Annotated in this window: 11 protein-coding genes; 9 read left to right on the forward strand and 2 right to left on the reverse strand. The window is 32.4% G+C overall.

Annotated features, from left to right (window positions below):
* The first annotated feature begins 5 nt into the window (after positions 1-5).
* From trpS to Q0F04_RS05985, 4 genes are all read left to right on the forward strand, one after another.
* Positions 6-1,064: a tryptophan--tRNA ligase gene (gene trpS / locus Q0F04_RS05970; protein WP_295564364.1), complete on the forward strand. Its 1,059-nt coding sequence runs from the start codon at positions 6-8 to the stop codon at positions 1,062-1,064.
* 11 nt (positions 1,065-1,075) lie between these two features.
* Entirely contained in the window at positions 1,076-1,420 is a 345-nt protein-coding gene (locus Q0F04_RS05975; protein ID WP_295751273.1) for a cupin domain-containing protein, read from the forward strand.
* Between the two features lie 263 nt (positions 1,421-1,683).
* Entirely contained in the window at positions 1,684-2,886 is a 1,203-nt protein-coding gene (locus Q0F04_RS05980) for an AAA family ATPase (protein WP_295751276.1), read from the forward strand.
* Between the two features lie 70 nt (positions 2,887-2,956).
* Positions 2,957-3,217 carry a type II toxin-antitoxin system antitoxin, RelB/DinJ family gene (locus Q0F04_RS05985; RefSeq protein ID WP_295564361.1) on the forward strand — a complete coding sequence of 87 codons (261 nt, stop codon included), beginning with the start codon at positions 2,957-2,959 and terminating at the stop codon, positions 3,215-3,217.
* Positions 3,218-3,592: 375 nt separating this feature from the next.
* Here Q0F04_RS05985 and Q0F04_RS05990 read toward each other — a convergent pair whose 3' ends face one another.
* On the reverse strand, positions 3,593-4,108 hold the full coding sequence (locus tag Q0F04_RS05990) for a type III toxin-antitoxin system ToxN/AbiQ family toxin (RefSeq protein WP_366510375.1): 516 nt from the start codon (positions 4,106-4,108) through the stop codon (positions 3,593-3,595).
* Positions 4,109-4,343: 235 nt separating this feature from the next.
* Here Q0F04_RS05990 and Q0F04_RS05995 point away from each other — a divergent pair, with 235 nt between their 5' ends.
* From Q0F04_RS05995 to Q0F04_RS06010, 4 genes are all read left to right on the forward strand, one after another.
* Positions 4,344-4,505, forward strand: coding sequence for a hypothetical protein (locus Q0F04_RS05995; protein WP_295751278.1), 162 nt, complete (start codon positions 4,344-4,346; stop codon positions 4,503-4,505).
* A 216-nt stretch (positions 4,506-4,721) separates the two neighbouring features.
* Positions 4,722-5,711: a S66 peptidase family protein gene (locus tag Q0F04_RS06000; RefSeq protein WP_295751281.1), complete on the forward strand. Its 990-nt coding sequence runs from the start codon at positions 4,722-4,724 to the stop codon at positions 5,709-5,711.
* Positions 5,712-5,904: 193 nt separating this feature from the next.
* Complete coding sequence (locus Q0F04_RS06005) at positions 5,905-7,032, forward strand: AAA family ATPase (protein WP_295751283.1); 1,128 nt, start codon at positions 5,905-5,907, stop codon at positions 7,030-7,032.
* Positions 7,033-7,049: 17 nt separating this feature from the next.
* On the forward strand, positions 7,050-7,553 hold the full coding sequence (locus Q0F04_RS06010; protein WP_295751286.1) for a hypothetical protein: 504 nt from the start codon (positions 7,050-7,052) through the stop codon (positions 7,551-7,553).
* A gap of 158 nt (positions 7,554-7,711) precedes the next feature.
* Here the strand turns inward: Q0F04_RS06010 and Q0F04_RS06015 are convergent, their stop codons facing one another.
* Complete coding sequence (locus tag Q0F04_RS06015; RefSeq protein WP_295751288.1) at positions 7,712-8,134, reverse strand: type II toxin-antitoxin system HicB family antitoxin; 423 nt, start codon at positions 8,132-8,134, stop codon at positions 7,712-7,714.
* Positions 8,135-8,658: 524 nt separating this feature from the next.
* Between Q0F04_RS06015 and Q0F04_RS06020 the strand changes: the two genes are divergently transcribed.
* A complete protein-coding gene (locus Q0F04_RS06020) occupies positions 8,659-8,964 on the forward strand; it encodes a type II toxin-antitoxin system RelE/ParE family toxin (protein WP_295751291.1) in 306 nt (101 codons plus the stop codon).
* Positions 8,965-9,117: the final 153 nt, after the last annotated feature.

Raw genomic sequence — 9,117 nt, forward strand, 5'->3', positions numbered from 1 at the left:
TTGAAATGGCTAAGATTATTTTAACGGGGGATCGTCCAACTGGTAAATTGCATATTGGACATTATGTGGGTTCCTTAAGAAATCGTGTTCTTTTACAGAATTCTGGAGAATATGATGAAATTTATATTATGATTGCGGATGCACAGGCATTGACAGATAATTTTGATAATCCGGATAAGGTGCGTGAAAACATTTTAGAGGTGGCTTTGGATTATTTGGCTTGTGGTATTGATCCGAGTAAGACAACGATTTTTATTCAGTCTGAAATCAGTCAATTAACTGAATTGACATTTTACTACATGAACTTAGTTTCTGTTAGTCGTCTTCAAAGAAATCCAACAGTAAAGGCTGAAATTAAGATGCGTGGATTTGATGCGAGTATTCCTGTTGGCTTCCAGTGTTATCCAATTTCACAGGCGGCTGATATTACGGCATTTAAGGCTACAACGGTTCCTGCTGGAGAAGATCAGATGCCTATGATTGAACAGACACAGGAAATCGTTCATAAATTCAATTCAATCTATGGGGAGACTTTAGTAGAGCCTAAGATTTTATTGCCACAAAATTGTGCTTGTTTAAGACTTCCGGGTACAGATGGTAAGGCGAAGATGTCTAAGTCTTTGGGTAACTGTATTTATTTATCAGATGATGAAGAGACAATCAAGAAGAAAGTTATGAGTATGTATACAGATCCTGATCATATTAAGGTGAGTGATCCTGGTAAGATTGAGGGTAATTGTGTATTTACATATTTGGATGCGTTCTGTAAGCCAGAGCATTTCGAAAAGTATTTGCCGGAATATGAAAACTTGGATGCATTAAAAGCCCACTATCAGCGTGGTGGTTTAGGGGATGTGAAAGTAAAACGTTTCTTAAATAGTGTTATGCAAGAAGAGTTGCGTCCAATTCGTGAAAGAAGATTGGAATGGCAGGCTAAGCTTCCTGAAGTAGTTAAGATTCTAGAAGAGGGTACTAAGAAGGCTTACGCAACGGCTGAAAAGACTTTGGATGAAGTAAAGTCAAGTATGAAGATCAATTATTTCAAAGATAATTCTTTGATCTAGGGGTATAGAAAATGGTAGTTGTAGATAAAGAAAACTTTATGGGTGGTACTGGTATTGCGCATTTTGAACATATCATGAGTGCTGAAGAGATGCATGGTATGAATCGTGTGTATGCCAAGGTCACTTTAAAAAAGGGTTGTAGTGTTGGTTATCATGTGCATAATGGAGATGGCGAAGATTATTTCGTACTTTCTGGAGTGGCAACTCTTGATGATAATCATGAGAGAACTTTATATTTAAAACCTGGTGAACATTATTTTACACCTAGTGGTAAGGGTCATAGTATTTTGAATGAACAAGATGAAGATCTAGTTTTCATGGCTTTGATCATTTATGATTCTGAACAAAAAATATAAACAGATTACTAATTTGTGCAAACATGATAAACAAAATTGATATATAATACTATTGGTTTTGTGAAAGCGGTTTCGCACATAGAACTATTTCTCTCTATAATATTTCTGTGAGAAATAATCCGTCAATTTATTCTCTTAAATCGCGACTTAATAGAGGATGCATAAAGAGTAGGAATGCGCGCCTACTCTTTTTTGTTGCATAAACGGTTTAAAATGATTGAAATATAGTACAAAATGTATGAAAAATGTAATATTATTAATTTATGAAAAGATTGAGTAGGATTGAGATATATAATTTTAAGAATATAAAAAGAGCCAAATTGGATTTTAAGAATTCCATGCTAGGTTTGTATGGACAGAATGGTTCTGGTAAAACAGCTTTGATTGATGTATTGGATTTAGTTAAGACGATAATAAGTGGTCAAAGTGTTCCATCGGACTTTTCGAATTTGATTCATGTAGATGCAGAGTATTCTAGAATTGTAGTGCAGTTTACTATGGATGAGAAGGGAAGGCATAGTGAGATTGAGTATTCGTTTAAATTGAATAGAACATCCATATATGATGAAATTCTTTCATATGGGTATGTGTATGGTGAAGCAAGAGTTGTAAAGTCTAAATTAATAGATACTTCTAATTCACCTACTTTTAGTCCTGTATCCAAATATAAGTCTTTGATTGGTTCTTCAAAAGAGAATGAATTGAATGTCATGGTGATTAAAAAATTGGCTTATAAGGAATATCGATCATTTATTTTTTCAAGTGAGTTTTTGGAGGTTGTTCGAAATAGAAGTAACGAATGTAAAGATGAAGAGTTCTTGCGTCATGTGTATATTTTAGAGAGTTTGGTTGATTTTGCGAATTATGAATTGTTTGTCGTGAAATCAAAGGGTTGTATAGATGATTCAATGGTTCTTTCTAAAAGTGCTTTGGATGTTTACAAGAGAAAAATTGAAAGTATGAATCGAGTTCTTCCTTATTTGGTGCCTAATCTTACAATGGGTGTACAAGTGCTTGGAAAGGAATTGATGAGGGATAGTTCTGTTGGATATCGTGTAGAATTGGTTTTAAATAACATACCATTTAAGTATGAGTCGGATGGTGTAAAAAGAATTGTATTGATACTACAACCTTTGATTGAGGTTTTCAATAATACTTCAGTTGTCGTTGCGATTGATGATTTGGATTGTGGTATACATGAATATTTGTTTGGTGAAATCATAAAGTTGATGAGTGAACAAGCTAAGGGGCAATTGATTTTCACAGCGCATAATTTGCGTCCGTTAGAAATAATCAATAAGAAGTTTCTAGCATTTACAACTACAGATTCAAACAATCGATATGTTCGATATAAGAACATTGCAGTACATAATAACTTAAGAGATGTATATATAAGAGATGTTGCATTAAGTGATTCTATAAAGAGTGCAGAGATATCTTATGGGTTAAGAAAGGCAAAAGGGTAGTATAGTATCACCTTTGTCTTAATTGCATAGCATAATTTAATGAAAATTTAAATGTAAAGGAGCTAATATTATGGTTAATACAACAAGTTTCAATATTTGTGTAGATAGTGATATTTTAAAACAATGTGAAGCCATGTATGGTGAATTAGGTGTTGATTTGAATACTGCAATCAATGTGTTTCTTAATAAGTCACTCTGTGTTGGTGGTTTTCCTTTTGATTTGAACAAGGAAACAATGGCAGCTATGTTGGAGGCTGAACGTATTGTGTACGATCCTTTTGTAAAACGATACTCTGATGTAGAGGAAGCGTTAAAGGTATTGAAAGAGTGAGCATGCATTGAGAATAAATATATTTAAGATAATGAAGAAACGCTAGCTTGAGACTGTCGAAATGGAATAAAAAAAGAGCAAATGCTCTAAATTTGATTGGTGTGAGTCTGAACATCTTACCGAGTCCCCATTGTTTTTAGCCCGGATCCAGGTTGACGGTTCCAATCACCTTCCGTTTGATTTGTTCTCAAGAACAGGTTCCTATGTAAACTCTTCTTTCTTGAACAGTAGAATTGAAATAATGTATCTTCCATACTTTTTATAGAATGGAAAACTATACATTCCACAACCATTGAATTAAACAAAGGTGAAAACACAAAACTCTCATCCTAGTTTGCAATATAACATCAAAGAATATACCAGGTTATTATAAATTTATAATTGGTAATTCATATATTCGTCTTCCAATTTTATGAAATTACAACATCTTTTTTTGATTTTTGTGTCTAATTTTCCAGATGTATACATGTTATATAAATTTTCCGCTTTTCTTAGTACTAAAGCTTTGTTATGACTTAAATTTAACCAAGTCAATTGGTTTCTGATTAAGTTTCTATATTGTAATTCTGTTTCTGAACAATCTGAAGAAAGTTCAGTATTAATTACTTCATAAATTCTACTATCATTTATTATTGGAAACATATTGTTAAAATTGATAGCGCCATATTCTCCGCCATTGATTTTATGAAAATCTAAACTATTTCTCATTCTAGAATGTTTTAGCTTGGGTGATGTTAATGGGATAACAAACTGATGTAAATTGTTCATGATCAAGATACCGATAAAAGGTCTAGGAAGATTATCACTGCCCATATGCTCTAAAGGAACTTTAGAATCAATAGTATTACGTAAAAAGTTAGTATATTCCATTGAAATTCTAATTAAAACAATCCTATTATTTTTTTATTTCCCATAACTACTCCTAAATAAAGAAATGGTCAACCCTAGAAAGGATTGACCGCTTTTTTCGCTCCCACTTGGTTTTGGTAGGGTACACCGCTTTTGGTATTTCTACCTTCAAACGTATTATACACAATATATTGTTAAGGTCAAGGCTATTTGCTTGCTTTGCTATCAGCAAAAATTAGTGTTGATACAAAAATAAGAAAGCCAGGAACTGGTATCTGTGTATGATACAACAAGTTTCAATATTTGTGTAGATAGTGATATTTTAAAACAATATGGTGAATTGGGTGTTGATTTTAATACTGCAATCAATGTGTTTCTTTATGATTCACTTTGTGAAGGCGATTTTCTTTTTGATGTTCGTTTAGAGAATCTATACTAGAAGCAGTGTTTAGTATTGAAAGATTTTGGTTTGTAACTGAATTTAAATACAAATTCACTAAAAAGTACAAAGACAAATGGTTGTATAGGGATTATAATAAAGGTGTATTAAGTGCTAATACATAAAACTTCCTTTCTATCTTAAAACTATGGGAATGCGGCAGGGCTTTGTGTCTTGTCGTTTTTCCTTTATAATGGGTATGGAGGTTTATTGTGTATGAAATATCCTAAGTTTTTAAATGAGAATAATAATACAATTGGTGTTTGTGCTATGTCGAGTGGTGTTGGGCATAAGCTAGATAGTTTTGATGAGTCGATGGATTATATTCAGTCGTTTGGTTTTCATATTGTTGAAACTGCTAGTGTTCGTAATGAGAGTGAACCAAGTTGTGATGCCAAGACTCGTGTTGATGAATTAAATGCATTGGTGAATGATTCGAGTATTGGAGCTGTATGGTTGGCTGCTGGGGGTGACTTTCAGTTTGAGACGTTGCCGTATATTGATTTTGATTTGATTGAAAAGAATCCAAAGTGGTACTTGGGTGCGAGTGATCCTACAAATTTATTGTTTCCCATAACTTGTAAGTGTGATTTGGCTACGGTGTATGGTTTTAATGCGGGTAGCTTTGATGAATATGGTATTAATGAGTATTCAAGTTTGTGTCTTGATTTTTTAAAGGGTAAGAATAGTGAACTTCATTCGAGTTCTATGCATCAGGATGTTGATTTTTATAATGATGGTGCTCCTATACTTAACACAAAGACAGAATATGTGGGTAGTTGTAGTGTTAAAGGAAGATTACTTGGTGGTTGTTTTGAGAGTATTAATGATATGGCGGGTACGCCTTATGATTTTGTAGAAAAGTTTAATGAACGTTATAAAGAGGATGGGATTATTTGGTTCTTTGATATTTTTTCAATGAATTCATGTGATGTGTATCGGGCTTTATTGAAGATGAAGTATATGGGGTATTTTAAATATACAAAGGCTATATTGGTAGGCCGTGTACTATTTAAGAATGTTTCGGATTTAATTGGATATGAAGAGGCTTTTAAAAAGGCACTACCTGATATAGATGTTGTATTTAAGATGGATATTGGTCATACGTATCCGCATATGTATGTAGTAAATGGTGCCATGGCTAGAGTTGAAATCAAAGATGGTCATGGAACTATTAACTATGAAATTAAAGAGTGCTTTGATTGAATAGCTTTGAAAAGTTTGAGGATGTTGGTAGAATCATTATCTGTAATTCGGGTAAAAAGGAATAGTTTAAAGCCCCATATCTATAGAAGATGTGGGGGTTTTTCTTTTCTGGTTGAGAAAAATGAGATTTAAGTATATACTGATATTAGTTCTAATAAGTAGAAGTAATATAAATAAAGAGAGGTTGAGAAATATGGTCGTCATGGATTTAAAATTGGATAATTTATGTGCGTTTAGAGATTTTCATGTGAATTTTTCCTATCCCAAAAAGATTGTAAATTCATATATTGAAAATGAGCATTTGGAAGGATTACCTAATTTTCGCTATAAGAAAGTAAATATTATTATGGGTTCAAATGCGACTGGAAAGACGTCTTTAGGTCGGTTGATTCTTTCTATATTTATTTTGATTGGAAAAAGAAATGTAGAAATTATTACGTCGTATATTGCGGATAAAGATAAAAAAGCTTCTTTTTCGATGGATTTTGTGAATATGGATCATGATATTTACAAGTTGTATAGAATAAATGCAGAGTTTGATCCGAGTGAAAATCATGATTATTCTTCTGAGAATATTAAGATTCGAATTGAGTCGACTGATATTAAACAAAGAGAAAATTATGAGACTTGTGCAAAAAGATTAGATTCAATTATGACGGGTTTTACAGATGCGAATTACATTATGGAATTAGAAAAATTAAAGAATTTATCATGGTTATTTTCATTTCCGTTTGATGCGTTCTTTGAAACGAGATATCGTATTGAAGAGAGTGAAGAATATTTGAGAGTGTTGAATCATACTTTAAAAGTGTTAGATCCTGCAATTAAGGGTATTATTAAATTAAATGAACTTGAAGATACTTATGCGATTCAGATGGGAAAGGAAGAGATCCTTATAAAAGATGGTAAGATATTAAATCCGTCTATGTTGTCTAGTGGTACAAAATCAGGTCTTGATATTGCAGGAATTGTAGCTTCTATAAAATCGGATAAACATAGTTTTTATTATTGTGATGAAAAGTTTTCGTATGTACATTCAGACATTGAAAAAGGCTTTTTATCATTAATGATTTCTTTGTTGAAGCCTAATAGTCAGTTGTTCTTTACAACACATAATTTAGATATATTGGATTTGCCTCTTCCTAAGCATAGCTTTAACTTCTTAAAGAAAGAAATGTTTGAAGATGACCAAGTCATTAAGGTAATAAATGCGGCTGATTATCTAAAGAAGAGTACGGATTCATTGAGAAATGCGGTTGATAATGACTTGTTTTCGGTTTCACCAAATTTAGATTTATTATATGAAATTGAAGATTTGTAAGATTAGGAGCCATTGCCATGTCTAAAAATATTTATCATTTCTTTGTTGAAGGTGAAGGGGAACGTGCCGTTATTAATACATTAAAAACAGATTTTCAATGTATACAAGCTGGTAAAGTGGATGTATTTAATGTCATTCAGAATAAATTGAACAAAAACATTTTAATGAAATTAAAACCTGGAACGATTGTCATTTTGGTGTTTGATACAGATAAAGATGAAACGGATATATTAGACTACAATCTTCGTTTCTTAAAGAAACAGTCTAATGTGAAAAAGGTGATTATTATTCCTGAAGTGAAAAATCTAGAGGATGAGTTAGTGCGTAGTTGTAATATCACAAATGTAAGGGAGCTCATGAAAAGTAAATCGAATAGTGAGTATAAGAGTGATTTAGCAAAATGTAAGAATCTCAAACAGGTTTTAATAAACAATCAATTTGATATTAACTCATTTTGGAATCAAAATCCAAAAGGAGTATTTGAGAAGTATAAGAATGATAGTAAGTTGATTAAGAAGTGAAAACGAAAATATCTGTGAATAGCAACTTCTGTATTCAAAATATCCATTCTTTTGCGACCTTATCTGGATGGTGCTGGTAGTATCATCATTTGTAATCCGGGTAAAAAGGAATAGTTTAAAGCCCCATATCTATAGAAGGTATGGGGCTTGTTGGTATTTTAATTGGAGTGTAATTTGGCAATCAATGCTTCTTGAAGAACTTGCGAAAAATTGATTTTCTTGCTCATAGCTTCTTTGTTTAACCATTCGGGTATGGTTAATGTTTTTTTGATGGCTTTATTGAAATGAGTTTTCGCATATTCTTCAACATCAACAGATACAAGGGTGACAAAAGATTGTTTAAATTCGAATTCAAGTTCAGATGCGATTTGAGTTGGATCAATTTCTTCTACCTTTGAAGGAATTGGAATATCTTCATTGTCTAGTTTTGCGCTGAACAATGCACCGGCTAGACAATCTATGGCCATTTCCATTGCGTCTTGTAGAGAATCTCCGCAAGTGGAAAGGTAATTGAAGTCTGGAAAAATAACTGAATAATGATTTTCTTCTTCAAAGAAACAAGCTGGATAAATTGACAACATATTGTTTGCCTCCTTTTTAAATAGTATATTAAATAATACGTGCATATACAATACGTATTATTGTGAAACGTGTAAATAAACATAATAAACTCTGTCCTATTGTCATATTATTCATATGCAACAAGTTTTGATTCAATTACATAAACGTCATCATTAATTAAAAGAAGATGAAATGCTATATAAAACCTGGATTATTCATGAAGAGACAATAAAAGAAGACTAGCCTAGTTGGTGGATCCAATTTGGTTAATCTTTTTCGTTTTGATTTTAAAAGGCTTAAAATGAGTAAATAAAAGGATATCAGACTACGCTGATTTTTTAAAATATGGATTCAAAACGTTAAATTTGTAAGTTTTTAAAAAAGTGACAAATTTACTGGTACTTTAAAATTGATTTTTTAGGATGAAAAATTGTTTGGAATTGCCTTGACAATATGTTGAATACGACATAATTTGATTATAAAGAGGAAGGAGCATACTAATGTACGAGATCATTTTATATGATAAGAAGATGGAAGATGCCCTGTGCAGGAACTATTAGATTCCCTGGAGCCTAAGTTGCTGGCAAAAACATTGCGGACAATTAACTTACTGGAAATGAACGGTCCATTGCTTCGTGAGCCATATTCAAAACTATTGGAAAATGGAATATTTGAGCTTTGTACCAAGCAGGGATCAGATATTACAAGAGTACTGTATTTTTTTATTGTAGGAAAGAAGGCGGTGCTGACTAATGGATTTATAAAGAAATCGCTGAAAACACCAAAGGCAGAAAAAGAACTGGCAAAGAAGTATAAAGCAGATTATGAACGGAGGTATGGCAATGAGTAGCTATAAAGATTATAAGAAAAGAGCATTGCAAAATCCGGAGGTAAAGGCAGAATATGATGCATTGCAACCGGAATATGATATTATCCAGGCGATGATTGATGCAAGAGTGCAGCAGAATATGACACAGAAAGATTTATCAGCTAAAACCGGAAT

The sequence above is a fragment of the uncultured Holdemanella sp. genome (genome assembly GCF_934772795.1).
Taxonomy (GTDB): domain Bacteria; phylum Bacillota_I; class Bacilli_A; order Erysipelotrichales; family Erysipelotrichaceae; genus Holdemanella.

Bases quoted from the DNA above. Each gene is read 5' to 3' on its own strand.
- trpS (WP_295564364.1), top strand. From the start codon at position 6: ATGGCTAAGATTATTTTAACGGGGGATCGTCCAACTGGTAAATTGCAT.
- Q0F04_RS05975 (WP_295751273.1), top strand. From the start codon at position 1,076: ATGGTAGTTGTAGATAAAGAAAACTTTATGGGTGGTACTGGTATTGCG.
- Q0F04_RS05980 (WP_295751276.1), top strand. From the start codon at position 1,684: ATGAAAAGATTGAGTAGGATTGAGATATATAATTTTAAGAATATAAAA.
- Q0F04_RS05985 (WP_295564361.1), top strand. From the start codon at position 2,957: ATGGTTAATACAACAAGTTTCAATATTTGTGTAGATAGTGATATTTTA.
- Q0F04_RS06000 (WP_295751281.1), top strand. From the start codon at position 4,722: ATGAAATATCCTAAGTTTTTAAATGAGAATAATAATACAATTGGTGTT.
- Q0F04_RS06005 (WP_295751283.1), top strand. From the start codon at position 5,905: ATGGTCGTCATGGATTTAAAATTGGATAATTTATGTGCGTTTAGAGAT.
- Q0F04_RS06010 (WP_295751286.1), top strand. From the start codon at position 7,050: ATGTCTAAAAATATTTATCATTTCTTTGTTGAAGGTGAAGGGGAACGT.
- Q0F04_RS06015 (WP_295751288.1), bottom strand. From the start codon at position 8,134: ATGTTGTCAATTTATCCAGCTTGTTTCTTTGAAGAAGAAAATCATTAT.